Consider the following 24,554-nt stretch of genomic DNA (forward strand, 5'->3'; position numbering starts at 1 on the left):
GACCATGACGGAGAACACCCCCACCGCCGAGCTGTCGAAGGTCGGCGTCAGCATCTGGCTGGACGACCTGTCCCGCGACCGCATCACCTCGGGCGGCCTGCAGAAGCTGATCGACGAGAAGAACGTGGTCGGCGTGACCACGAACCCGACGATCTTCGCGGGCGCCCTGTCCAAGGGCAACGCGTACGACGCACAGGTCGCCGAGCTCGCCAAGGCGGGCAAGGACGCGACCGGCGCCGTCTTCGAGATCACCACGGACGACGTCGCGAACGCCTGCGACCTGTTCCTGCCGATCTACGAGTCGTCGAAGGGCTTCGACGGCCGTGTGTCGATCGAGGTCGAGCCGGGTCTCGCGCACGACACCGAGGGCACGATCGCGCAGGCCAAGCAGCTGCACGACCGCGTCGCCCGCGAGAACGTGCTCATCAAGATCCCGGCCACCATCGAGGGCCTCGCGGCCATCACCGAGACCATCGCGGCGGGCATCAGCGTCAACGTGACCCTGATCTTCTCGCTCGAGCGCTACCGCGACGTGATCAACGCCTACCTCACCGGGCTCGAGAAGGCCAAGGAGGCGGGTCACGACCTGTCGAAGATCCACTCGGTCGCCTCCTTCTTCGTGTCGCGCGTCGACACCGAGATCGACAAGCGGCTGGATGCGGTGGGCACCGACGAGGCCGCCGCGCTCAAGGGCAAGGCCGGCGTGGCCAACGCCCGTCTCGCCTACGAGGTCTACGAGCAGGCGTTCACTACCGAGCGCGCCCAGTACCTCCTCGACGCCGGCGCGAACAAGCAGCGTCCGCTCTGGGCGTCCACCGGCGTGAAGGACCCGTCGATCCCCGACACGTTCTACGTCGTCGAGCTGGCCGCTCCCGAGGTGGTCAACACCATGCCGGAGAAGACGCTCGACGCCACCTTCGACCACGGCGAGATCAAGGGCGACACCATCTCCGGCACCTACCTCGAGGCCAACAAGGTCCTCGACGCGGTGGCCGCGCAGGGAGTGTCGTACGCCGACGTCACCGAGCAGCTCGAGCGCGAGGGCGTCGAGAAGTTCGTCGTGTCGTGGAACGAGCTCCTCGAGGCGATCACCGGGCAGCTGGAGGCGGCGAAGTGACCATCGCGATCCACGTCTCCGGCGACGCCAAGACGGCCGTCGAGACCCACGTCCCCCAGCTCGTCCGCGACCTGGTCGCGTCGGGCATCACCGGGCTCGACCCGGCCCTCTGGGGCCCCGAGGCCGAGTCCGAGGCGTCGAAGCGTCTGGGCTGGACCGAGGCGGTCGCCGTCTCGCGTCCGCTGGTCCCCCGCATCCACGAGCTGCGCGAGCAGCTCCTGGCCAAGGGTGTGAACCACTTCGTGCTCGCGGGCATGGGCGGATCGTCCCTGGCTCCCGAGGTCATCACGAACACGGCCGGCGTCGAGCTGACCATCCTCGACTCGACCGACCCGGACCAGGTCCGCGCGGCGGTCTCCGACCGGCTCGAGACCAGCGCCCTCGTGGTGTCGTCGAAGTCGGGCTCGACGCTGGAGACCGACAGCCAGCGCCGCACCTACGAGCACGCGTTCCGCGAGGCCGGGATCGACCCCGCCGAGCGCATCGTGGTCGTGACCGACCCGGGTTCGCCGCTCGAGGCCTCCGCTCGGGAGGCCGGGTACACGGTGTTCAACGCCGACCCGAACGTCGGTGGACGCTACTCGGCGCTCACCGCCTTCGGACTCGTGCCGTCCGGCCTCGCCGGCGTCGACATCGACGAGCTGCTGGACGAGGCCGAGGCCATCCAGCTCAACCTGTCTGCCGACGACGACGAGAACTTCGGTCTCATCCTCGGCGCGGCCATCGGCGGCACCTCCCCGTTCCGCGACAAGCTCGGCATCGTGTCCGACGGCACCCACATCAAGGGCTTCGCCGACTGGGCCGAGCAGCTCATCGCGGAGTCCACCGGCAAGGACGGCAAGGGCATCCTGCCGGTCGTGCTCGACACGCACTCCCCCGAGCTCACGGAGAACCTGCCCGACGTGCAGATCGTCCGCCTGGTCGACGACGCGAACCACCACCACCTGCGCGAGCAGCACCCGGGCGAGATCCTCATCAGCGGCTCTCTCGGCGCCATGATGCTCACGTGGGAGTACGCGGTGGCGGTGGCCGGTCGCCTGATCGGCATCAACCCGTTCGACCAGCCCGACGTGGAGTCGGCGAAGGCGGCCGCTCGCGGTCTCCTCGACCAGCGTCCTGAGCCCGTCGCCCCGGCGTTCGTCGCCGACGGCATCGAGGTGCGCGGCACCGACGAGGTGCTCGAGGGCGTCACCACGCTCGACGGTGCCATCGCCCGTCTCATCGAGCTGGTGCCCGCCGACGGGTACATCGCCGTGCAGGCCTACGTCGACCGTCTCGAGCTGCCCCAGCTGGCCGAGACCCGCGACGCTCTCGCGGCCACCTCGAAGCGCCCGGTGACGTTCGGATGGGGGCCCCGCTTCCTCCACTCCACCGGCCAGTACCACAAGGGCGGGCCCGCCATCGGCGTGTTCCTCCAGATCACGAGCGTTCCGCGCGAGGACCTCGAGATCCCCGACCGCCCGTTCACCTACGGTCAGCTGATCCAGGCTCAGGCCGCCGGCGACGCGAACGTGCTCCACGAGCACGGCCGCCCGGTGCTGCGACTCAACCTCACCGACAGCGGTGCGGTCGAGGCGCTCCTGAACGTCGTCCGCTGACCGACAGCACGAGAGCTGAAGCAAGGAGATCTCGCATGCCCCCCGTCGACATCACGCCGGAGTCCAATCCACTCCGGCTTCCCATCGATCGCAGGCTGAACCGCATCGCCGGTCCCAGCGGTCTGGTCATCTTCGGGGTCACCGGCGACCTCTCCCGCAAGAAGCTCATGCCCGCGGTCTACGACCTCGCCAGTCGCGGCCTGCTCCCGCCGGGGTTCTCCCTGATCGGGTTCGCACGCCGCGACTGGGAGGACCAGGACTTCGAGCGCGTCGTGCACGACTCCGTGCGCGATCACGCCCGCACCCCGTTCGACGAGGACGTGTGGCGTCAGCTCTCCGAGGGCATCCGGTTCGTCTCCGGTGAGTTCGGCGACGACGCTGCGTTCGAGCAGCTCGGCCAGACCATCGAGGAGCTCGACCGCGACCGCGGGACGAACGGCAACTACGCCTTCTACCTCTCGATCCCGCCGAAGGCGTTCCCGCTCGTCACCGAGCAGCTGCGTCGCACCGGGCTCGCGGAGCAGAAGGACGGCTACTGGCGTCGCGTCGTCATCGAGAAGCCCTTCGGTAGCGACCTCAAGACCGCCCGCGAGCTGAACGACGTCGTCGAGAGCGTCTTCCCGCCCGACTCGGTGTTCCGCATCGACCACTACCTCGGCAAGGAGACGGTCCAGAACATCCTGGCGCTCCGCTTCGCGAACCAGCTCTACGAGCCCATCTGGAACGCGAACTACGTCGATCACGTGCAGATCACCATGGCGGAGGACATCGGCGTCGGCGGCCGTGCCGGCTACTACGACGGCATCGGCGCGGCGCGCGACGTCATTCAGAATCATCTGCTGCAGCTCCTGGCGCTGACCGCGATGGAGGAGCCGATCTCGTTCGACGCGGCCGACCTCCGCGCCGAGAAGGAGAAGGTCCTCGCCGCGGTGAAGCTGCCCGACGACCTCTCGACCATCACGGCGCGCGGGCAGTACTCGGGCGGCTGGCAGGGCGGCGAGAAGGTGCTCGGCTTCCTGGAGGAGGACGGGATGAACCCGGAGTCCACCACGGAGACCTACGCCGCGGTCCGTCTCGACATCGGCACGCGCCGCTGGGCCGGCGTCCCGTTCTACCTTCGCGCGGGCAAGCGTCTCGGCCGACGGGTGACGGAGATCGCCGTGGTGTTCAAGCGCGCCCCGCAATACCTCTTCGCCGAGAGCCAGACGGCCGAGCTCGGCCAGAACGCGCTGGTGATCCGTGTGCAGCCCGATGAGGGCGTCACGATCCGGTTCGGCTCCAAGGTGCCGGGAGCGGGCATGCAGGTGCGCGACGTGACGATGGACTTCGGATACGGGCACGCCTTCACCGAGGCCAGCCCCGAGGCCTACGAGCGACTCATCCTCGACGTGCTCCTCGGAGACCCGCCGCTCTTCCCGCGTCAGCGCGAGGTGGAGCTGTCGTGGATGATCCTCGACCCGATCGAAGAGTACTGGTCGACCCTCGGCCAGCCTGAGCAGTACCGTCCCGGCACGTGGGGCCCGGCATCCGCCGACGCCCTGCTCGCCCGCGACGGCCGGACCTGGAGGCGGCCGTGATCGTCGATCTTCCCGACACCACCACCAGCAAGATCTCGAAGTCGCTGGTCAAGATCCGTGAGGAGGGCGGCGCCGTGGCCCTCGGCCGCGTGCTGACCCTCATCATCGTGACGGCGCAGGGCGAGGAGGAGGTCGCCATCGAGGCCGCCAACGACGCGTCGCGCGAGCACCCGATGCGCGTCATCGTGCTCTCGACCGAGCCCGGCGAGAACGGTCGCACCGGTCGCGGTGCGCGGCTCGACGCCCAGATTCGCGTCGGCGGCGACGCGGGCGCGAGCGAGGTCATCCTCCTCCGCGCCTACGGAGCCGTCGCGAGCGACGAGGAGAGCCTCGTCACCGGTCTCCTGCTGCCCGACGCCCCGGTGGTCGTGTGGTGGCCCATGCACGCGCCGGAGGACGTCTCCGCCTCGAGCCTCGGTCGCATCGCGACGCGACGCATCACCGACTCGTCCAGCGAGTCGAACCCCGTCGAGTCCCTGCTGGCGCGGTCGCGCTCCTACTCCCCCGGCGACACCGACTTCGCGTGGACGCGGCTCACGCTGTGGCGTGCGCAGCTCGCCGCGGCGCTCGACCAGCCGCCCTACGAGCCGGTGACCGACATCGAGGTGTCGGGCGCTTCCGATTCACCGTCGACGCTCCTGCTCGCGGCCTGGCTCCGTCACCAGCTCAAGGTGCCGGTGAAGTACGGACTGCGGTCGCGGGCGAACGGCTCGAGCGGGATCCACGGCGTGATCCTCACGCGCGCCAGCGGCCCCATCGAGCTCGTACGCGACATCCCGAACGTCGCCACGCTCTCCGAGCCGAACCAGCCCACGCACACCCTCGCGCTTCCGCGCAGGAACCTGCGTGACTGCCTCGCGGAGGAGTTGCGTCGACTCGACCCCGATGTGCTCTACGGTGAAGTGATCACCCAGGGCCTCGTGGAGATGCTCGAGACCGACACGAGCGTCGACAGCGACGCGAGCTGAGAGAGCGACAATGACGACGAACGACCGCCGCGTACTGGTCCACCCCGACAAGGAGGCCCTGGCCGGTTCGGTCGCTGCGCGCTTCATCACGAAGATCATCGACATCCTCGATGAGCACGACGAAGCGCACGTCGTCCTCACCGGCGGCGGCATGGGAGGTGCGGTCCTCACCGAGATCCGCACCTCCGCCGCCTCCGACACGATCGACTGGGGCCGCATCCACTTCTGGTGGGGTGACGAGCGGTTCGTCCCCAAGGGCGACCCGGATCGCAACGATCAACAGGCCTTCGACGCGCTGCTCGATCATGTGCCGGTCGACCCGGCGAAGGTGCACCCGTTCCCGTCCTCCGACGAGATCGCCTCGCTCGACGAGGCCGCCGTGGCGTACTCCGACGAGCTGGCTGCCGCGGCGCCGGAGGGCGCCACGCATCCGCGGTTCGACATCCTGTTCCTGGGCGTCGGACCCGACGGGCACATCGCCTCGCTCTTCCCCGGACACCCCGAGATCCGCATCAAGGATGCGACGGTCGTGCCGGTCCGCAACTCCCCCAAGCCGCCGCCGGAGCGCCTCTCGCTGACGCTCCCGGTCATCCAGTCGGCCGATCGGGTGTGGATGGTGCTGGCCGGTTCCGACAAGGCCTCCGCGATCGGCCTGGCCCTGGCCGGCGCGAGCGTCGACGAGGTCCCCGTGGCGGGCGCCGAGGGCCGTCGTCGCACGGTCTTCTTCGTCGACCGCGAGGCCGCCGCCGAGGTCCCCGAGAACCTCATCGCGCCGTCGTACTGAGTTCTCGTGTCGCTTCGACACCGAATCCGCGAAAGCCCCGCTCCCTGAGCGGGGCTTTCCGCTTTCCGGTGTCGAAGCGACGATGAGACTCGCCGGGAACGCCGAAGGGCCAGCCACACGCCGTTGTGTGACTGGCCCTTCGGGTTTCAGCGAAGCTGGATCAGCTGGCGACCGTGCCGCGGCGGGCACGGAGCTGCTGGAGAGCGTCGTCGAGGAGCTGCTCGGCCTCCTCGGGCGAGCGGCGCTCCTTCACGTACGCGAGGTGGGTCTTGTAGGGCTCGAGCTTGGCCACCGACGGCGGGTTCGCCTTGTCGCGGCCGGCCGGGAGGCCCGAGGCCGGGCAGTCGATCGTCTCGGGGATCTCCTCGTCGGGCACGTTGGCCGCGAAGTATCGGACCGTCTCGTTGCCGAGAGCGTCCCAGTACGAGACGGCGACACGCTCGGCGTGATAGCCGCGGTCCTGCTCGCCCATCGGCCCCGCGCCGACGCGCGAGCCGCGGATTGCACTGCCACCAGAAGCCATGGGATCCCCTAATCCTTCGAGAACGAGCTCGGAGCGAGCTCAGGTCGTGCGGTCACGCTCAGATGCCGGCCGAGAACTTCGTGATCAGGCCGAGCACGACGATGCACGCGACCCAGACCAGCGCGAGGACGATCGTGATGCGGTTGAGGTTTCGCTCAGCGACACCGGATGCGCCCAGGTTCGAGGTGATGCCGCCGCCGAACATGTCGGACAGCCCACCACCGCGGCCCTTGTGCAGGAGGATCAGCAGGGTCAGCAGGAGGCTCGTGATGGCGAGGACCACCTGGAGGACGACCTGGAGTATTTCCACAGAAGAGGCCTTTCGAGAGCAGAGGAGGGCACGGGCCCCCGCAGCCGAAACAGTATAACCCGCGGCCGCGGGGAAACCCGAACCCGTTCGCCGGGTGTCAGACCCCGACGTGCTTCTTGTAGCGGACGATCGCGGCGAACTCGTCGACGTCGAGGCTCGCCCCGCCGACGAGCGCGCCGTCGACGTTGGGCTCGCGCATGAAGCCGGCGATGTTGCCCGACTTCACCGATCCGCCGTAGAGGATGCGCGTGGCCGCGGCCGCGTCGTCGCCGAGCGACTCCTTGACCACCTCGCGCAGCGCGGCGCAGACCTGCTCCGCCTGCTCGGCGGTCGCCGCCTGCCCGGAGCCGATCGCCCAGACCGGCTCGTAGGCCACGACCACGTCGGTGCCCTTCGGCAGGCCCTCGAGCGCGGCCCGGAGCTGGGCGACGGGAACCGCACTGGCGCCGTGCTTCTCGAGGTCGTCGCTGGTCTCGCCGACGCAGATGATCGGGACGATCCCCTTGCCAACGGCGGCCTTCACCTTGGCCGCGACGATCTCGTCGGACTCGGCGTGGTACTGGCGACGCTCCGAGTGCCCGATGATCACGTAGCCGGTGTCGAGGGCCTTGAGGAAGGACGCCGAGATCTCGCCGGTGTACGCGCCGGACTCATGGGCCGAGACGTCCTGCCCGCCGTAGGCGAGCTCGAGCTTGTCGGCCGCGATGAGCGTCTGGACGCTCCGCAGGTCGGTGAAGGGCGGGAAGACCGCGACCTCGACGTCGCCGAAGTCGTGCTTGGCGTCGCCCAGGGTCCAGGCGAGCTTCTGCACGAAGGCGATCGCCTGCAGGTGGTCGAGGTTCATCTTCCAGTTGCCCGCGATCAGCGGGGTACGGGTGCTCACCATCCGAGTACCTCCAGTCCGGGGAGACGCTTGCCCTCGAGGAACTCGAGACTGGCACCGCCTCCGGTCGAGATGTGGCCGAACTGATCGTCCGAGAAGCCGAGTGCACGGACGGCGGCGGCGGAGTCTCCCCCACCGACGACCGACAGGCCGTCGACCTCGGTGAGCGCCTGTGCCACGGCGCGGGTGCCGGCCGCGAACGGCTCCAGCTCGAACACGCCCATGGGCCCGTTCCAGAACACCGTCTTCGACCCGGCGATGGCCTCGGCGAATGCCTGCGCGGTGTCGGGTCCGATGTCGAGCCCGAGTCCGGATGCGCCGAACGGCGTGTCCTCGATGGCGTCGGCCGCGGTGACGGCGGTCTCCGCATCCGCACCGAACTTCGAGGCGACCACGACGTCGGTGGGGAGCACGAGCTTCACGCCCAGCTCCTCCGCCTTGGCCATGTACCCGGTGACCGTGTCGATCTGGTCCTTCTCGAGCAGGCTCGAGCCGACTGGGTAGCCCTTCGCGGCGAGGAAGGTGAAGAGCATACCCCCGCCGATCAGGAGGGTGTCGACGCGCGGCAGCAGGTGCCCGATGACGCCGAGCTTGTCGGAGACCTTCGAGCCGCCCAGCACCACCGTGTAGGGCCGCTCGGGGCTCTCCGTGAGGCGCTCCAGGACGCCGAGCTCCTCGGCGATCAGGAGGCCCGCGGCGCTCGGCAGGAGCTCGGCGAGCTCGTAGACGCTCGCCTGCTTGCGGTGCACGACGCCGAACCCGTCGGAGACGAACGCGTCGCCGAACGCGGCGAGCTTCTCGGCGAACGCCTTCCGCTCCCCTGCGTCCTTGCTGGTCTCGCCCGCGTTGAACCGGAGGTTCTCGAGGGCGGCGATCTCGCCGTCGCCGAGGGCGGCGACGGTCTCCTCGGCCGAGGAGCCGACCGTGTCGGTCGCGAACGCGACCTCCCGATCGAGCAGCTCGCCCAGGCGCGTCGCGACCGGCTCGAGGGTGTACTTCGCGTCGGGAGCGCCGTCGGGCCGGCCGAGGTGGCTGATCACGACGACACGGGCGCCCTGCTCGAGCAGGGCGGACAGGGTCGGTACGGATGCGCGGGCGCGGCCGTCGTCGGTGATCGCTCCGTCCTTCACAGGGACGTTGAGGTCACACCGGACGACGACCCGCTTGCCCGCCAGCGATCCGAGCGAATCGAGGGTGCGCAGAGTCACGAGGCGACGAGGATCAGAGACGCTCGGCGACGTACTCGGTGATGTCGACGAGACGGTTCGAGTAGCCCCACTCGTTGTCGTACCACGAGGCGACCTTCACCTGGTTGCCGATCACCTTGGTCAGGCCCGCGTCGAAGATCGACGAGTGCGGGTCGGAGACGATGTCGCTCGAGACGATCGGGTCCTCGGTGTAGCTGAGGATGCCCTTGAGGTCGCCCTCCGCGGCGTTCTTGTACGCCTCGTTGATCTCCTCGACCGTGGCGGGGTTGGTGAGCTCGACCGTGAGGTCGGTGATCGAACCGGTCGGCACCGGCACGCGCAGGGCGTAGCCGTCGAGCTTGCCCACGAGCTCGGGGATGACGAGGCCGAGGGCCTTCGCCGCACCGGTCGAGGTGGGGATGATGTTGAGCGCGGCGGCACGGGCACGGCGGAGGTCGCTGTGCGGGCCGTCCTGCAGGTTCTGGTCGGCGGTGTAGGCGTGGACCGTGGTCATGAGACCGCGCTCGATGCCGAAGTTGTCGAGGAGGACCTTCGCCAGCGGGGCGAGGCAGTTCGTGGTGCAGGACGCGTTCGAGATGATGTCGTGGGTCGCCGGGTCGTAGGTGCCCTCGTTGACGCCGAGCACCAGGGTCGCGACGTCGCTGCCGGTGGCGGGGGCGGACACGATGACCTTCTTCGCGCCGGCCTCGATGTGCTTGCGCGCATCCTCCGACTTGGTGAAGCGGCCGGTCGACTCGATGACGATGTCGACGCCCAGCTCGCCCCAGGGGAGGTCGGACGGGTTGCGCTCGGCGAGCACGATGATCGGCTTCCCGTTGACGACGATCTTGTCGCCGTCGAGCTCCACGGTCGCGTCGAGGCGGCCGGTGATCGAGTCGTACTTGAGGAGGTGGGCGAGTGCCTTGTTGTCGGTCAGGTCGTTGACCGCGACGATCTCGAGGTCACTCCCCTTCGCGAGTGCTGCGCGGAAGAAGTTGCGACCGATGCGGCCGAACCCGTTGATGCCGATCTTTACGGACAACGTGATGCTCCTGTTTTTTCAGCCCGACTGGGCAGGTGGTGGGTGACCAGGGAGAGAGGGCGAGCCGAGCGAGCGCACGGCCCGCCCTCCGGCGTCGTTACGACAGTACCAGCAGGCCCGAGGTCTTCTCACGGGCGGCGTCGAAGCGCGCCTGGACGTTGGCCCAGTTCGCGATGTTCCAGAACGCCTTGACGTAGTCGGCGCGCACGTTCTTGTAGTCGAGGTAGTACGCGTGCTCCCAGACGTCGAGCATGAGCAGCGGCACGAGACCGAACGGCACGTTGCCCTGCTGGTCGAAGAGCTGGAACACGGTGAGCTGCTGACCGAGGACGTCCCACGCGAGGACGGACCAGCCGGAGCCCTGCACGCCCAGCGCGACGGCGGTGAAGTGGTCCTTGAACTTGTCGAACGAGCCGAACGAGTCGTCGATCGCGGCCGCGAGCTCGCCGGTCGGCTTGTCGCCGCCCTCGGGCGAGAGGTTCGTCCAGAAGATCGAGTGGTTGACGTGACCGCCGAGGTTGAACGCGAGGTCCTTCTCGAGCTTGTTCACGGCGGCGAGGTTGCCGGACTCACGAGCCTCGGCCAGCTGGGCGATGGCGGTGTTGGCACCGGTGACGTACGTCTGGTGGTGCTTGTCGTGGTGGAGCTGCATGATCGTCGCACTGATGTGCGGCTCGAGAGCCGCGTAGTCGTACGGCAGGTCCGGCAGAGTGTACTCAGCCATGAAATCGATCTCCTCGTGGTAGAGGCCGCCGACCGAGAGCCGAACGGCGGCTGTGAGTGACCTCTACAGTCTATCGAGGTGCGCCGGGGACCGGACCGAAGAATGACGTCTCGCGAAGCCCGCTGCCAGGGAGCGCTCAGTCGTCGAGGCCCAGTCGTCGAGGCTCAGTCGTCGAGGTCGGGCGGGAGGTTCGCGTCGGTGCCGGGGATGCCGCGGTCGACGGCCTGCTTGTCGGCCATGGCCAGCAGACGGCGGATGCGCCCGGCGATCGCGTCCTTCGTCATCGGCGGGTCGGCGAAGTGCCCCAGCTCGTCGAGGCTCGCGTTGCGGTGCGACAGGCGCAGCTCGCCGGCGTACTTGAGGTGGTCGGGGATCTCCGGCCCGAGGATCTCCATCGCCCGCTCGACCCGCGCACAGGCGGCCACGGCGGCCTGCGCGGACCGGCGGAGGTTCGCGTCGTCGAAGTTCACGAGACGGTTCGCGGTGGCCCGCACCTCGCGGCGCTGACGCATCTCCTCCCACGCCCGCACCGTCTCGGTCGCCCCCATGACGGTGAGCATGGCGGCGATCGCCTCACCGTCGCGGATGACGACGCGGTGGACTCCTCGGACCTCGCGCGCCTTCGCGGGTACACCGAGCCGGGCCGCGGCGCCGACCAGCGCCATCGCGGCCTCGTTGCCGGGCGCGGCCACCTCGAGGGAGGCCGACCGGCCGGGATCGGTGAGGGTGCCGGTGGCGAGGAACGCGCCACGCCAGATGGCCGCGAGATCGTCGCGGCCGCCGGTCGTGAGGCGGTTGGGGAGGCCGCGGATCGGGCGACGGCGCGCATCGAGGAGCCCGGTCTGGCGGGCGAGCGTCTCGCCGCCGTCGAGCACGCGCACGAGGAAGTACGGCTCGCGACGCGACCCGGACGGCGCGAGCCGCGAGACGTCGGCCTTCACGCCGTAGAGCTCGACCAGGTCCCGGACGACGCGGCGCGCGATGTCGGGGGTGTCGAGCTCGGCCTCGATCGCGATGCGCGACGAGATGATGTGCAGTCCCCCGGCGAATCGCAGGACGGTCGCGAGCTCGGCGGCTCGGACGGTGGTCTTCCCGACCACGACCTTGGCGAGCTCGTCCTTGACTTCGGCGGTGAGGGCCACGGGATGTTCTTCCTAACTGTTGCTGGCGGGGCGGCGCGGAGCGCCGGTCACTCCCGCCCGAGATCGCGGTGCTTCACGCTGACGACCACTCCAGGGTACGACGCCAGCCGATCGGCCAGCTCCCGCACGAGCGCCACCGAGCGGTGCTTGCCACCCGTGCATCCGATCGCGACGGTCGCGTGCCGCTTGTTCTCGCGCTGGTAGCCCGCGAGCACCGGCTCGAGCGCGTGCGCGTAGAGGTCGAGGAACTCCCGGGCGCCGTTCTGCCCCAGGACGTACTCGCTGACATCGTCGTCGAGCCCGGTGTGCGGTCGCAGCTCGGGGATCCAGAACGGGTTCGGCAGGAAGCGACCGTCGGCGATCAGGTCGGCGTCGGCCGGCGCGCCGTACTTGAACCCGAAGCTCATGACCGTGACCTGCACGCCCGCGGTGGAGGCGGTCCGGAACCGCTCCTGCACCGCCGTGGCGAGCTGGTGGTTGTTGAGGTCGGAGGTGTCGATGATGATGTCGCTCGACTCGCGGATGGGGCGCAGCCGCGCCCGCTCCGCGGTGATCCCGTCGAGGAGCGTGCCGTCGCCCTGCAGCGGATGCGGGCGACGCACCGCCTCGAAGCGGCGGACCAGCGCGGCGTCCGTGGCCTCCAGGAAGAGCACACGCAGCTGGGTGCCCTCGCGGAGCGACTGGATCATGCCCTGCAGGTCGGAGAAGAAGTCGCGGCCGCGCACGTCCACCACGGCGGCGATGCGCGGCAGCGTCGAGCCGGCGTGCTCGGCCAGATCGACGAGCGGCCGCAGCATCTGCGGCGGGAGGTTGTCGACGACGTACCAGTCGAGGTCCTCGAGGGCGTTCGCCGCCGTCGACCGGCCCGCGCCCGACATCCCCGTGACGATCAGGACTTCCTGCTGCTGGGGGGCGTCTGACATCTCTCGATTCTCGTTCGGTCCCGGACGGTTCTGCGCCCGCCGCGGGCGGGTCTGGCACCGCGCCGGGGTGCTGTCCTGCTAAGCCTACCCGGCGTGGCTGGGCACCACTGGGTGAGCGGGCTCTGGCCGGCGGGGGTGGGCCTACCCGGCGAGGGTGGTCTCGATCGTGGACGCGAGGGCCGGACCGATCCCCTTCACCTCGGCGATGGCCGCCGCATCCGCCTTCTTCAGCTCGGTGACCGAGCCGAAGTGCTTCAGCAGCTCCTTCACCCGCGACGGGCCGAGCCCCGGGATCTCGCTGAGCACGCTCGTGATGTCGCGCTTCCGTCTCGTGCGCTGGTGGGTGATGGCGAACCGGTGGGCCTCGTCGCGGATGCGCTGGATCATGAACAGCGCCTCGCTCGACCTCGGGAGGATGACCGGGTAGTCGCTGTCGGCGAGCCACACTTCTTCCAGACGCTTCGCGATGCCGGCGAGCGTGATGCCCTCCACCCCCGACTCGTCGAGCGCGCGCTTGGCCGCCGCGACCTGAGGCTGGCCGCCATCGACGATGAGCAGCTGCGGTGGGTAGGAGAACTTCCGTCGGCGCTGCGACTGCTGCTCGCCCTCGGCCGTGGGATCGGGCTGCTCGAGCGGCGCGTCGCGGTCCTCCTTGAGGTAGGCGAGGCGCCTGGTGAGCACCTGGTACAGCGATTCGGTGTCGTCGGTGGAGTCGGCGATCGTGAAGCGACGGTACTGGTCCTTGCGGGGCAGACCATCCTCGAAGACGACCATCGAGGCGACGATGTTGGTCCCCGACAGGTGCGAGACGTCGTAGCACTCCATCCGCAGCGGAGCCTCGTCCATGCCGAGGGCGTCCTGGATGTCGGTGAGCGCCTGCGACCGGGCCACGAAGTCGGACGACCGCCGCATCTTGTAGAGCGTGAGGTTGTTCTTCGCGTTCATCGACGCCGTCTGCATGAGCGAGGCCTTCTCGCCGCGCTGCGGGGTCTGGATCGTCACCTTGCGGCCCGGCCCCCGCCTCTCGGCCAGCCACGACTCGAGCTCGTCGACGTCGTCGGGGAGGGCGGGCACGAGGATGCGTCGAGGCGGATCCTGACCCTCGTACGCCGCCTGCAGGATCGAGTCGACCAGCTCACCGGTGTCGAGGTCGAGCTCCTTGTCGACGGTCCACGCGCGCTCTCCGCGGATGCGGCCGCCCCGCACGATGAACTGCTGCACGCTCGCCGCGAGCTCGTCGTGCTCGACCGCGAACAGGTCGGCGTCGACGCCCTCGCGCAGCACGACCGCACTCTTCTCGAGCACGGCCTCCAGCGCCTGCAGCTGATCGCGGTACTTCGCCGCGGCCTCGTAGTCCTGGCGCTCGGCGGCATCCTTCATCCGCTTCGTCGCCTGCGTGACGAAGCGCCGGTCTCCCCCGTTCATGAACGAGACGAAGTCGTCGACGATCGCCCGGTGCTCCTCGATCGTGACCCTGCCCGAGCACGGCCCGCCGCATCGGCCGATCTGCCCGGGGAAGCACGGCCGGCCCGACTGCATGGCCTGCTTGTAGCTCGAGTCGGAGCAGGTGCGGATGGGGAACGCCTTGATCATGAGGTCGATCGTGTCGCGGACCGCCCAGATCTTCGGGTACGGCCCGAAGTACTTCGCCCCCGGGATGCGCCGGTTGCGTGTCACCATCACCCGCGGCGCCTCGTCGCCCAGGGTGATCGCCATGAACGGGTAGGTCTTGTCGTCGCGGAACTTGACGTTGAACGGAGGGTTGAACTCCTTGATCCACGTGTACTCCAGCTGCAGCGACTCGATGTCGGTGCCGACGACCGTCCACTCCACGCTCGACGCGGTGGTCACCATGCGGCGCGTGCGCTCGTGGAGGTTCCGCAGCGGCTGGAAGTAGTTGCTCAGACGCGCGCGCAGGTTCTTCGCCTTGCCGACGTAGAGCACCCTGCCCTGCGCATCCTTGAACCGGTAGACACCCGGCTGGGTGGGGATCTCCCCCGCCTTCGGCCGGTACGGGACGGTGTCTGCCATGGGTCAGGATGCTCGCTTCGCCTGCTGCGGGTCTCCGTTCAGGATCTCGTCGAGGAACATCCCGGTGTGGCTCGCGGGGTTCTTCGCGACCTGCTCCGGGGTGCCGACGGCGACGATCGTGCCGCCGCCGGAGCCGCCCTCGGGGCCCATGTCGATGATCCAGTCGGCGCTCTTGATGACGTCGAGGTTGTGCTCGATGACGATGACCGTGTTGCCCTTGTCGGTGAGGCCGCCCAGCACCTGCAGGAGCTTCCGCACATCCTCGAAGTGGAGGCCCGTCGTCGGCTCGTCGAGCACGTACACGCTGCGGCCGTTGGAGCGGCGCTGCAGCTCGGTGGCGAGCTTCACGCGCTGCGCCTCGCCACCGGAGAGCGTGGTGGCGCTCTGCCCCAGGCGGACGTAGCCGAGGCCCACCTCGACGAGCGTCTTGAGGTAGCGGTGGATCGCGGAGATCGGCTCGAAGAACTCGGCGGCCTCGCTGATCGGCATGTCGAGCACCTCGGCGATGTTCTTGCCCTTGTAGTGCACCGCGAGGGTGTCGCGGTTGTAGCGCGCACCGCCGCAGACCTCGCACGCGACGTACACGTCGGGCAGGAAGTTCATCTCGATCTTGATCGTGCCGTCGCCCGCGCACGCCTCGCAGCGGCCGCCCTTGACGTTGAAGCTGAACCGCCCGGCGAGGTAGCCGCGCGCCTTCGCCTCGGCCGTGTCGGCGAAGAGGTTGCGGATGCGGTCGAAGACGCCCGTGTAGGTCGCCGGGTTCGACCGCGGGGTGCGGCCGATGGGCGCCTGGTCGACGTGCACGACCTTGTCGAGCTGGTCGAGGCCGGTGACGCGCTTGTGCTTGCCCGGGAGCTTGCGGGCGCCGTTCAGCCGGTTGGCGAGCACCCGGTAGAGGATGTCGTTCACGAGGCTGGACTTGCCCGATCCGCTCACGCCCGTGACCGCGGTGAGCACACCGAGCGGGAAGTCGGCCGTGACGCTCTTGAGGTTGTTGGCCTGCGCATCCACGACCGAGATCATGCGCTTCTTGTCGATCTTGCGGCGCTTCGTGGGGGTGGCGATCTCGCGGCGACCCGCGAGGTAGTCGCCGGTGAGCGACTTCGTGTTGCGGAGGAGCGCCTCGTATCCGCCCGAGTGCACGACCGTGCCGCCGTTGACGCCCGCGCCGGGGCCGATGTCGACGATCCAGTCGGCGGTGCGGATGGTGTCCTCGTCGTGCTCGACGACGATCAGCGTGTTGCCGAGGTTCTTGAGCTTGACGAGCGTGTCGATGAGGCGACGGTTGTCGCGCTGGTGGAGGCCGATGCTCGGCTCGTCGAGCACGTAGAGCACGCCGGTGAGGCCCGATCCGATCTGGGTGGCCAGACGGATGCGCTGCGCCTCGCCGCCGGAGAGACTGCCGGCGCTGCGGGCCAGGTCGAGGTAGCCGAGACCGACCTCGATGAGGAAGTCGAGTCGGGCGCGGATCTCGCGGAGGACCTGCGCCGCGATCATGGCCTCGCGGTCGTTCAGCGTCAGCTCGGCCATGAAGTCCTGGGCGTCGGTCAGCGAGTACTGCGTGACGTCGGCGATGCTCGCGCCGGCGACGGTGACCGCGAGGACCTCGGGCTTGAGGCGCTTGCCGTCGCAGACCGGGCACGGCACCTCGCGGAGGTACTCGCCCCAGCGGGCGCGCTGGGAGTCGGACTCGGCCTGCGCGAACTGACGCTCGATGTAGGGCATGACGCCCTCGAAGCCCGACGAGTAGCTCATCTCGCGGCCCCACCGGTTCTTCCAGCGGACCTTCACCTCGAAGTCGTTGCCGCGGAGGATCGCCTCGCGCACCTCCGGGGTGAGGTCCTTCCACGGGGTCTTGAGCGAGAAGTCGAGGTCGCGGGCGAGGCCGGCGAGCAGCTTCTCGTAGTACTGGAACAGGCCCTTGCCCTGGGTGGTCCAGGGGATGATGACGCCGTCCTGGATGCTGAGGTCCTCGTCGCCGAGGAGGAGGTCCTGGTCGACCGACATGCGCGTGCCGAGCCCGGAGCACTCGGGGCAGGCGCCGAAGGGCGCGTTGAACGAGAAGGTGCGCGGCTCGATCTCGGTGAGCTGGATCGGGTGCTGGTTGGGGCAGCTCAGCTTCTCGGAGAAGGTCTGCCACGCCTCCGGCCCGTTCTCGTCGACGTAGTTGACCTGCACGATGCCGTCGGTGAGGCGCAGCGCCGTCTCGAGCGAGTCGGTGAGGCGGGTGAGGATGTCGGGGCCGGCCACCAGACGGTCGATGACGACCGAGATGTCGTGCTTGTACTGCTTCTTGAGCTTCGGCGCGTCGGTGAGCTGGATCATCTCGCCATCCACGATGGCGCGCGAGTAGCCCTGACCGGACAGCTCCTTGAAGAGGTCGACGAACTCGCCCTTCTTCTGGCTCACCACCGGGCTCAGCACCATGAAGCGGGTGCGCTCCGGCAGCTCCATCAGCTGATCGGCGATCTGCTGCACCGTCTGGGCGGCGATGCGCTCACCGCAGATGGGACAGTGCGGGATGCCGATGCGCGCCCAGAGCAGACGCATGTAGTCGAAGATCTCGGTGATCGTGCCGACCGTGGACCGCGGGTTGCGGTTCGTGGACTTCTGGTCAATGCTCACCGCCGGGCTCAGGCCCTCGATGAAGTCGACGTCCGGCCGGTCGACCTGGCCGAGGAACTGACGCGCGTACGCGGAGAGGCTCTCGACGTAGCGACGCTGCCCCTCGGCGAAGATCGTGTCGAACGCCAGGCTCGACTTCCCGGACCCGGACAGCCCCGTGAAGACGACCAGCGAGTCGCGCGGGATCTCGATGTCGACGTCCTTGAGGTTGTGCACCCGGGCACCGCTGACGGTGAGCTTCTGGCCTGCGTTCACGCTCGTAATCGACACCCCGAAAGTCTACGTTCCACCACCGACACCGCCGCCGCCGTTCGCCCCCGGCGCACCTCCCGCGGGGTGTCCCGCGCGTCGCCCATGGGTGGGGCCAACTCCGGAGATTCGCGTCCGACGGCGGTGACTCCGGACTTCTCCCGGCGTGTCCCCTCGAGAATCCGGAGTTGGCTCCACGCGGCGGCCGGACTCAGGATCCGACGGCGGAAGCGACCGTTCTCAGGACGATCCGTCCTGAGAACGGCTTCGGCTCCTGAATCCGGGCGACCTCCCCGATGTGAAGCTCGACGTCGACTCCGATCCCCTACTGATCGCTCCGGGCGAGCGCCCACGCCAGGTCAGGCGACGTGGCCGGCGCGCTCCATCTGGCGGAGCTCGCGCTTGAGCTCGGAGACCTCGTCGCGCAGGCGCGCGGCGAGCTCGAACTTGAGCTCGGCGGCGGCCTCGAGCATCTGTGAGTTGAGGTCGGCGATGATCGACTCGAGCTCGTTGGCGCCGGACGCCGCGAGGCCCTCGCGGCGCAGGCTCGGCGTGGGGCTCTTCTTGCCCCGGCCGGCGCGCTCGCGCAGGAGGTCGGCGGTGTCGGCGCCCTCGCGGGCGAGCGCCTCGGTGATGTCGGCGATCCGCTTCCGCAGCGGCTGAGGATCGATCCCGTTCGCCGTGTTGTACGCGATCTGCTTCTCGCGACGACGGTCGGTCTCCTCGATGGCGAGCTGCATGGAGTCGGTCATCTTGTCGGCGTACATGTGCACCTGACCCGACACGTTGCGAGCGGCGCGACCGATCGTCTGGATGAGCGACGTCGACGAGCGGAGGAAGCCCTCCTTGTCGGCGTCGAGGATCGCGACCAGCGACACCTCCGGGAGGTCGAGCCCCTCGCGGAGGAGGTTGATGCCGACGAGGACGTCGTAGACGCCCGCGCGCAGCTCGGTCAGCAGCTCGACCCGACGGAGGGTGTCGACATCCGAGTGCAGATAGCGCACACGCACCCCGGCCTCGGTGAGGAAGTCGGTGAGCTCCTCCGCCATCTTCTTCGTGAGCGTGGTGACGAGCACGCGCTCGTCGCGCTCGGCGCGGAGGCGGATCTCCTCGAGCAGGTCGTCGATCTGACCCTTCGAGGGCTTGATGATCAGCTCGGGGTCGACCAGGCCCGTGGGGCGGATGATCTGCTCGACCACCCCATCCGCGATGCCCATCTCGTAGCGGCCGGGAGTCGCGGACAGGTAGACCGTCTGCCCGACACGATCCTTGAACTCGTCCCACTTGAGCGGCCGGTTGTCGAGCGCGCTCGGAAGGCGGAAGCCGTGCTCGACCAGCGTCCGCTTGCGCGACGCGTCGCCCTCGTACATCGCGCCGATCTGCGGCACGGTGACGTGCGACTCGTCGATCACGACGAGGAAGTCGTCGGGGAAGTAGTCGAGCAGGCAGTGCGGGGCCTCCCCCGGCATCCGCCCGTCGATGTGGCGCGAGTAGTTCTCGATGCCCGAGCAGAAGCCGATCTGCTGCATCATCTCGAGGTCGAACGTGGTGCGCATGCGCAGTCGCTGCGCCTCGAGCAGCTTGCCCTGCCGCTCGAGCTCGGTGAGACGCTCCTCCAGCTCGACCTGGATGGTCTCGATGGCCCGATGCATGACGTTGGTGTCGGCCACGTAGTGCGACCCGGGGAAGACCGAGACGGCATCGAGCTTCTGCACCACGTCTCCCGTGAGCGGATGCAGGCTGTACAGCGCCTCGATCTCGTCGCCGAACATCTCGATGCGGATGGCCAGCTCCTCGTAGACCGGGATGATCTCGATCGTGTCGCCCCGTACGCGGAAGTTGCCGCGGGAGAAGTCGACGTCGTTGCGCTGGTACTGCATCGACACGAATCGGCGGATGAGCCAGTCGCGGTCGACCCGCTGCCCGACCTGCAGCGCCACCATCGCGTTCATGTACTGCTCGGGCGTGCCCAGACCGTAGATGCAGGACACCGTGGAGACCACGACCACGTCGCGGCGCGACAGCAGCGAGTTCGTGGTGGAGTGGCGAAGCCGCTCCACCTCCGCGTTGATCGAGCTGTCCTTCTCGATGAAGGTGTCGGTCTGCGGGACGTACGCCTCGGGCTGGTAGTAGTCGTAGTACGAGACGAAGTACTCGACGGCGTTGTTGGGCAGCAGCTCGCGGAACTCGTTGGCGAGCTGCGCGGCGAGGGTCTTGTTGTGGGCCAGCACGAGGGTGGGGCGCTGCACGGCCTCGACGAGCCAGGCCGTCGTGGCGGACTTGCCGGTACCGGTGGCGCCGAGCAGCACCACGTCGGTCTCACCCGCGTTGATGCGGCCGGCGAGCTCCGCGATCGCGTTGGGCTGGTCGCCGCTCGGCTCGTATTCGCTGATGACCTCGAAGGGCCGAACGGAGCGGGTCGGTTCCATGCAATAAGTTTAGGTCGGGCCACCGACATCGGGCCGGGGGCCAGTGGACCACTCAGCCCGGCCACATCCACCACCGCGGGGTCGACGCCGCACGAGCGGACGACACCCCGTGACCACCACCACAGGGGCGTGACCACACACATGCGAATCGGCATCCTCACCTCGGGCGGCGACTGCCCGGGGCTCAACGCGGTCATCCGCGGCGCAGTCCTCAAGGGCACCGAGATCAACGGCCAGGAGTTCGTGGGCTTCCGCGACGGCTGGCGCGGCGTCGTCGCCGGCGACATCATCGACCTCCCCCGCCTCGCCGTGCGCGGCATCGCGAAGGAGGGCGGCACCATCATCGGCACCAGCCGCACCAACCCGTTCGAGGGCGAGGGCGGGCCGGAGCGCATCCAGGCCACCCTCGACCGCCTCGGCATCGACGCGGTCATCGCCATCGGCGGCGAGGGGACCCTGGCGGCGGCCAAGCGGTTGACGGATGCGGGACTCAAGATCGTGGGCGTGCCCAAGACGATCGACAACGACCTCAACGGCACCGACTACACGTTCGGGTTCGACACCGCCATCGAGATCGCCACCGAGGCGATGGACCGGCTGCGCACCACGGGCGACTCGCACAGCCGCTGCATGGTCGCGGAGGTCATGGGCCGGCACGTGGGCTGGATCGCGCTGCACTCCGGCATGGCGGCAGGAGCGCACGCCATCCTCATCCCCGAGCAGAAGACCAGCCTCGAGCAGATCGGCGCCTGGGTGCGCAGCGCGGCCGACCGCGGGCGCGCGCCGCTCGTCGTGGTGGCGGAGGGCTGGGTGCCGAACCACGCCGACGACGCGCACTCCGAGCGCGGGCTCGACGCGTTCGGGCGCCCCCGCCTGGGTGGGATCGGCGAGCGCCTCGCGCCGATGATCGAGGAGCTCACCGGGATCGAGACGCGCGCGACGACGCTCGGCCACATCCAGCGCGGCGGCGTGCCCACCGCGTACGACCGCGTGCTCGCCACCCGTCTCGGCATGGCCTCCAGCGACCTCGCGCAGGACGAGGCGTGGGGCAACATGGTGTCGCTGCGCGGCACGGAGATCGAGCGGGTGGGCTTCGAGGAGGCGCTCACCGCGCTGAAGACCGTACCGCAGCACCGCTACGACGAAGCGGCGATGCTCTTCGGCTGAGCCCTGCGGGGGTGCGACCGTCGAAAGGTCGCCTCAGAGCGGACGTGGCGCGCATACGAGCGTGCGTGGGCTCTGAGGCGACCTTTCTGCGTCCGCCGCGCCTGAGCGCCGGGTCGCCCGGTGGCGTCAGGGGCGCGGGCTCTGAGGGGCCGGCGCGGGTGCGACCGTCGGAAGGTCGCCTCAGAGCGGACGTGGCGCCTATACGGGCGCGCGTCGGCCCTGGGGCGACCTTTCTGCGTCCGCCGCGCGTGAGCGCTGGGTGGCGGTGGCGTCGGGGCGTGAGCTCGGAGGGGTCGGCGCGGGGATGGCCGTCGAAAGCGGTCCTGGCGCGAGGGCGGCGCCCGTGCGTCCTGCTGCGGAGGTGGTGCGTCAGCGGCGGAGCGGAGCGAGGCGGACGGGGTCTCCGGGGCGCAGCTGGGCGGCGGCGTCGAGGGCTGCGGCGGTGAGCACGGCGACGACGGGGTAGCCGCCCGTGACGGGGTGGTCGCGGAGGAAGAGGACGGGCCGGCCGTCGGGCGGGAGCTGCACGCTCCCGGCGACGACGCCCTCGCTCGGCAGCTGGGCCGTGCCCTCGGCCGCGGGGAGCGGCGGCCCGGCCAGCCGGACCCCCACGCGGTTCGAGTCCGGGCTGACCGTCCACCTCGCCGCGGCGAGCACCGCGCGAGGCTCGCCCCGCAGAAGGCGATCGCGAGGACCGAGCACGACGGGAAGGACCACGACCTCCGGGTGCTCCCTCCCGATGAGGGTGGGGATGGCGTCGGCCGCGGGCCACTCCCCCGCCTGCGCGGCCAGACTCAGCACATCCCCCGCCTCCAGGGGCGCGGGGCCGAGGCCGCTCAGCGTGTCGGTGGATCCGCTGCCCAACACGTGGGGCGCGGCGATCCCGCCCCTGACGGCGAGGTAGCTCCGCAGCTGATGGGGTGGAGGACCGAACTCGAGCTCGTCTCCGCGAGCGAGGGTCAGGGCGCATCCGATCGGATGCTCGACGGTGCGTCCTCCGCGGCGGACGCGGACGGCGACCGGCGCCCCGGTGACGGCGATCCGGAGCGTGCGGAGAGCGTGCATCCGCCAGCCTCCGAGCAGCGTCTCGATGCCCACCGCGCCCGGGAGGTTGCCGACCAGGCGGTTCGCGGCGTCGAAGGCGGCCCGGTCGGCGGCGCCGGATCCGGTGACGCCGAGGTGGGCGTACCCGGGCCGCCCGTGGTCCTGGAGGAGAGCGAGGGGCCCGGGTGTGAGCACCTCGAGTGCGGGCGTTCCCGCGTCGTCAGGCACGGCGGAACCTCACACGAGTGCCGGGAGCGAGGAGCGCGGGCTCGGGGCGACTCTCGTCCCAGAGGACCGCGTCGGTCCGGCCGATGAGGTGCCAGCCGCCCGGCGACTCGCGCGGGTAGACGCCGCAGTAGCGTCCGCCGAGGGCGACCGAGCCCGCCGGCACGGAGGTGCGAGGAGTGTCGCGGCGCGGTAGCGCGAGGGGATCGCCGGGGGCGGCGAGATAGGCGAAGCCCGGCGCGAAGCCGAGGAAGGCGGTGGTGAAGAGCAGCGACGTGTGGCGGGACACGAGCTCGTCGACGCTGACGTCGAGGAGGGCGGCAGCGACGGCGACGTCCGGGCCGTCGTAGTGCGCCGGGATCACCACCTCGTCGCTCTCGGCGGTCGGGTCGTGCGCCTCTCGGAGGTCCCACGCCGCCTCGACGATCCCCGGCGCGGCAGCCCGGGACACGGTCGAGGGTTCGAACGAGACGAGCAGTGTCGCCTCGGCGGGCACGAGGTCGACGACACCGGGGTGGCGGCGGAGAGCATCGTAGAGAGGCAGTACGTCCGCAGGGTCGAGCTGGTCGACCAACAGCGCCGTCTCGCCCGCAGGCAGGACGGCGTATCCCCTCACGCCGCCGCCGACGCGAACGGGGAGAGGGTCACGCCCGCGCGCTCCAGCGCGGAGCGCAGAGCGACGGCGATCCCGACCGAGCCGGCGGTGTCGCCGTGCACGCAGATCGTCCGAGCCGACAGCGTCACGACCGAGCCGTCGACCGCCTCGACGGAGCCGTCGACCACGAGACCGACCATCCGCCGCGCGATGGCGTCGGCGTCGTGCAGCACGGCTCCGGGCTCGCTCCGCGGCACCAGTGTGCCGTCGGGCCGGTATCCGCGGTCGGCGTAGGCCTCGGCCACGAAGGACAACCCGACGGACTCCGCGACCCGCTGCGTGACCGAGCCGGGGAGTCCGACCAGCGGGAGCGAGTCGTCGGCGGCGAGGATGCCGTCGACGACGGCCCGGGCCTGGACGTCGTCGTGCACGATCCGGTTGTAGAGGGCGCCGTGCGGCTTGACGTACGCGACGCGAGTGCCCGCGGCACGGGCCAGCGCCTGGAGCGCCCCGATCTGGTAGACCGTGTCGGCGGTGAGATCGGCGGGCGGCACGTCGATCGTCCGTCGACCGAAGCCGCGGAGATCCGGGTAGCCCACGTGCGCTCCCACCGTCACTCCGCGGTCGGCGGCCGCCGTGAGGGTCTCGAGGATCCCGGAGGGATCACCCGCGTGGAAGCCGCAGGCGACGTTGGCGCTCGTGACGACGTCGAGCATGCGTGCATCGTCGCCCATCCTCCAGGCGCCGAACGACTCCCCCAGGTCGGCGTTGAGGTCGATCATCGTCACGCCGACCCCCGGATGCGCCGCCAGGCGGCATCCGTCTGCGACAGCGTCTCCTCGAGCGTGCCGCCCGTGTCGATCACGATGTCGGCGATCGCGCGCCGCTCCTCGTCGGAGGCCTGCGACGCGATGCGTCGTTCCGCCTCCTCGCGCGAGAGCCCGCGGAGCCGCATCAGACGGTCGATCCGCACCTCCTCCGGCGCCTCCGCGACGATGACGACGTCGAAGTCGCGGCGTCCGCCGGTCTCGACCAGGAGAGGGACGTCGTAGACGAAGACCGCGTCGGGCCCGGTCGCGGCCGCTTCGGCCCGCCGCAGTGCGGTCAGTGCGCCGACGGCGGGATGGACGATCGCGTTCAGATCGGCCCGGGCGGCGTCGTCGGCGAAGACGATCGCTCCGAGTGCGGCGCGGTCGAGATGGCCGTCCTCGCCGATCACGCCGTCGCCGAACCGCTCCCGGATGCGCGCCAGCGCCGGTGTGCCGGGCTCGACCGCCTCGCGGGACAGCTGGTCCGCATCCGCGGTGAGGGCGCCGAGCTCGCGCAGGCGCTTCGTGATCGTCGACTTGCCGGCGGCGATCCCGCCGGTGAGGCCTACGGTGAGCATGCCCTCATGCTATCGAGGACGTGT

The 24,554-nt window shown here is 69.8% G+C and carries 21 protein-coding genes; 6 read left to right on the forward strand and 15 right to left on the reverse strand.

Annotation, left to right across the window (positions count from 1 at the left end; genetic code table 11):
* The first annotated feature begins 4 nt into the window (after window positions 1–4).
* Genes tal through pgl form a run of 5 tightly spaced genes read left to right on the forward strand, consistent with a single transcriptional unit; the run spans window position 5 to window position 6,044 of the window.
* The gene (gene tal, locus IEX69_RS02110; protein ID WP_085019487.1) at window positions 5–1,117 is read left to right on the forward strand and encodes a transaldolase; all 1,113 of its coding nucleotides are present in this window, start codon (window positions 5–7) and stop codon (window positions 1,115–1,117) included.
* Complete coding sequence (locus IEX69_RS02115; protein ID WP_085019488.1) at window positions 1,114–2,715, forward strand: phosphoglucose isomerase-related protein; 1,602 nt, start codon at window positions 1,114–1,116, stop codon at window positions 2,713–2,715. The genes tal and IEX69_RS02115 overlap by 4 nt, the downstream gene beginning before the upstream one ends.
* A 35-nt stretch (window positions 2,716–2,750) precedes the next feature.
* On the forward strand, window positions 2,751–4,292 hold the full coding sequence (gene zwf, locus IEX69_RS02120; protein WP_085019489.1) for a glucose-6-phosphate dehydrogenase: 1,542 nt from the start codon (window positions 2,751–2,753) through the stop codon (window positions 4,290–4,292).
* Window positions 4,289–5,260: a glucose-6-phosphate dehydrogenase assembly protein OpcA gene (locus tag IEX69_RS02125; protein WP_085021434.1), complete on the forward strand. Its 972-nt coding sequence runs from the start codon at window positions 4,289–4,291 to the stop codon at window positions 5,258–5,260. The genes zwf and IEX69_RS02125 overlap by 4 nt, the downstream gene beginning before the upstream one ends.
* A gap of 10 nt (window positions 5,261–5,270) precedes the next feature.
* The gene (gene pgl, locus IEX69_RS02130; RefSeq protein ID WP_085019490.1) at window positions 5,271–6,044 is read left to right on the forward strand and encodes a 6-phosphogluconolactonase; all 774 of its coding nucleotides are present in this window, start codon (window positions 5,271–5,273) and stop codon (window positions 6,042–6,044) included.
* Window positions 6,045–6,204: 160 nt separating this feature from the next.
* On the opposite strand, the gene IEX69_RS02135 is transcribed toward pgl, so the two are convergent.
* The 11 genes from IEX69_RS02135 to uvrB form a co-directional block, all read right to left on the reverse strand.
* Window positions 6,205–6,567 (reverse strand): RNA polymerase-binding protein RbpA, encoded by a 363-nt coding sequence (locus IEX69_RS02135; protein WP_085019491.1) that lies wholly within the window; start codon window positions 6,565–6,567, stop codon window positions 6,205–6,207.
* Between the two features lie 58 nt (window positions 6,568–6,625).
* Window positions 6,626–6,877, reverse strand: a complete 252-nt coding sequence (gene secG / locus IEX69_RS02140; RefSeq protein WP_085019492.1) for a preprotein translocase subunit SecG — start codon at window positions 6,875–6,877, stop codon at window positions 6,626–6,628.
* Window positions 6,878–6,974: 97 nt separating this feature from the next.
* Window positions 6,975–7,763: a triose-phosphate isomerase gene (gene tpiA, locus IEX69_RS02145; protein WP_085019493.1), complete on the reverse strand. Its 789-nt coding sequence runs from the start codon at window positions 7,761–7,763 to the stop codon at window positions 6,975–6,977.
* Window positions 7,757–8,968 (reverse strand): phosphoglycerate kinase, encoded by a 1,212-nt coding sequence (locus IEX69_RS02150; protein WP_085019494.1) that lies wholly within the window; start codon window positions 8,966–8,968, stop codon window positions 7,757–7,759. Before IEX69_RS02150 ends, tpiA begins: the two co-directional genes overlap by 7 nt.
* 13 nt (window positions 8,969–8,981) lie before the next feature.
* Window positions 8,982–9,989: a type I glyceraldehyde-3-phosphate dehydrogenase gene (gene gap / locus IEX69_RS02155; RefSeq protein ID WP_085019495.1), complete on the reverse strand. Its 1,008-nt coding sequence runs from the start codon at window positions 9,987–9,989 to the stop codon at window positions 8,982–8,984.
* A gap of 97 nt (window positions 9,990–10,086) precedes the next feature.
* Entirely contained in the window at window positions 10,087–10,713 is a 627-nt protein-coding gene (locus IEX69_RS02160; protein ID WP_085019496.1) for a superoxide dismutase, read from the reverse strand.
* A gap of 164 nt (window positions 10,714–10,877) precedes the next feature.
* Window positions 10,878–11,855 carry a DNA-binding protein WhiA gene (gene whiA / locus IEX69_RS02165; RefSeq protein ID WP_085019497.1) on the reverse strand — a complete coding sequence of 326 codons (978 nt, stop codon included), beginning with the start codon at window positions 11,853–11,855 and terminating at the stop codon, window positions 10,878–10,880.
* Window positions 11,856–11,902: 47 nt separating this feature from the next.
* The gene (gene rapZ, locus IEX69_RS02170) at window positions 11,903–12,778 is read right to left on the reverse strand and encodes an RNase adapter RapZ (RefSeq protein ID WP_085019498.1); all 876 of its coding nucleotides are present in this window, start codon (window positions 12,776–12,778) and stop codon (window positions 11,903–11,905) included.
* 141 nt (window positions 12,779–12,919) lie between these two features.
* Window positions 12,920–14,809 (reverse strand): excinuclease ABC subunit UvrC, encoded by a 1,890-nt coding sequence (gene uvrC, locus IEX69_RS02175; RefSeq protein WP_085019499.1) that lies wholly within the window; start codon window positions 14,807–14,809, stop codon window positions 12,920–12,922.
* A 3-nt stretch (window positions 14,810–14,812) separates the two neighbouring features.
* Entirely contained in the window at window positions 14,813–17,704 is a 2,892-nt protein-coding gene (gene uvrA, locus IEX69_RS02180; protein ID WP_085019500.1) for an excinuclease ABC subunit UvrA, read from the reverse strand.
* Between the two features lie 338 nt (window positions 17,705–18,042).
* Window positions 18,043–20,112, reverse strand: a complete 2,070-nt coding sequence (uvrB, locus tag IEX69_RS02185; RefSeq protein ID WP_085019501.1) for an excinuclease ABC subunit UvrB — start codon at window positions 20,110–20,112, stop codon at window positions 18,043–18,045.
* A gap of 141 nt (window positions 20,113–20,253) precedes the next feature.
* Between uvrB and IEX69_RS02190 the strand changes: the two genes are divergently transcribed.
* The gene (locus tag IEX69_RS02190; protein WP_085021435.1) at window positions 20,254–21,279 is read left to right on the forward strand and encodes an ATP-dependent 6-phosphofructokinase; all 1,026 of its coding nucleotides are present in this window, start codon (window positions 20,254–20,256) and stop codon (window positions 21,277–21,279) included.
* A gap of 369 nt (window positions 21,280–21,648) precedes the next feature.
* On the opposite strand, the gene IEX69_RS02195 is transcribed toward IEX69_RS02190, so the two are convergent.
* From IEX69_RS02195 to coaE, 4 genes are read right to left on the reverse strand one after another with little or no spacing between them, the layout of a single operon-like run.
* Entirely contained in the window at window positions 21,649–22,551 is a 903-nt protein-coding gene (locus IEX69_RS02195) for a 5-oxoprolinase subunit C family protein (protein ID WP_085019502.1), read from the reverse strand.
* Window positions 22,544–23,164: a 5-oxoprolinase subunit B family protein gene (locus IEX69_RS02200; RefSeq protein ID WP_085019503.1), complete on the reverse strand. Its 621-nt coding sequence runs from the start codon at window positions 23,162–23,164 to the stop codon at window positions 22,544–22,546. The genes IEX69_RS02195 and IEX69_RS02200 overlap by 8 nt, the downstream gene beginning before the upstream one ends.
* A complete protein-coding gene (locus IEX69_RS02205) occupies window positions 23,161–23,925 on the reverse strand; it encodes a LamB/YcsF family protein (RefSeq protein WP_085019504.1) in 765 nt (254 codons plus the stop codon). The genes IEX69_RS02200 and IEX69_RS02205 overlap by 4 nt, the downstream gene beginning before the upstream one ends.
* A gap of 2 nt (window positions 23,926–23,927) precedes the next feature.
* Complete coding sequence (gene coaE, locus IEX69_RS02210; RefSeq protein ID WP_085019505.1) at window positions 23,928–24,530, reverse strand: dephospho-CoA kinase; 603 nt, start codon at window positions 24,528–24,530, stop codon at window positions 23,928–23,930.
* Window positions 24,531–24,554 lie beyond the last annotated feature (24 nt).

The sequence above is a fragment of the Cnuibacter physcomitrellae genome, assembly GCF_014640535.1.
Lineage (GTDB): Bacteria > Actinomycetota > Actinomycetes > Actinomycetales > Microbacteriaceae > Cnuibacter > Cnuibacter physcomitrellae.